At 66.9% G+C, this 863-nt stretch carries 1 protein-coding gene; it reads left to right on the plus strand.

Annotated elements, in window-relative coordinates; all coding sequences use genetic code 11:
• Positions 1-863, plus strand: an 863-nt coding sequence (locus tag HH310_RS43000) for an adenosylhomocysteinase (RefSeq protein ID WP_169181552.1), incomplete at both ends; no start/stop codon positions are given.

The raw sequence follows: 863 nt of genomic DNA on the forward strand, positions 1-863 counted from the left end.
GTGCCGGTTTTCGCCTGGAAGGGTGAGTCCCTCGAAGAGTACTGGTGGGCCACCACCCAGCTGTTCGACTTCGGCAACGGCCAGGGCCCGAACATGATCCTGGACGACGGCGGTGACGCCACCCTGCTGGTGCACAAGGGCGTCGAGTTCGAGGCGGCCGGCGCGGTACCGCAGCCGAGCGAGAACGACAGCCACGAGTACCAGGTCATCCTGGCGACGTTGCGGGCCAGCCTCGCGAGCGACCCGCAGCGTTTCACCCGGCTCGCCGCCGACATCCGCGGCGTCACCGAGGAGACGACCACCGGGGTGGCCCGTCTCTACCGGCTCGCCAAGGAGCAGAGCCTGCTCTTCCCGGCGATCAACGTGAACGACGCGGTCACCAAGAGCAAGTTCGACAACAAGTACGGCATCCGCCACTCGCTGGTCGACGGCCTGAACCGGGCCACCGACGTGATGCTGGGCGGCAAGCTGGTCGTGGTCTGCGGCTACGGCGACGTCGGTAAAGGCGCCGCGGAGTCGCTGCGCGGCCAGGGCGCCCGCGTGGTCGTCACCGAGATCGACCCGATCTGCGCGCTGCAGGCCTCGATGGACGGCCTGCAGGTCGTCCGCCTCGACGACGTGATCGACCAGGCCGACATCTTCATCACCACCACCGGTGGCACCGACATCATCACCGCGGCCGACATCACCAAGATGAAAGACAAGGCGATCGTCGGCAACATCGGGCACTTCGACGACGAGATCGACATGGCCGGCCTGGAACGGGTTCCGGGCGTCCGCAAAATCGAGATCAAGCCGCAGGTACACGAGTGGCGCTTCACCGACGGCCACTCGGTGATCGTGCTGTCCGAGGGCCGTCTGCT

Origin of the sequence: Actinoplanes sp. TBRC 11911, assembly GCF_012933445.1 — a bacterium.
In the GTDB taxonomy this organism is placed as follows: domain Bacteria; phylum Actinomycetota; class Actinomycetes; order Mycobacteriales; family Micromonosporaceae; genus Actinoplanes.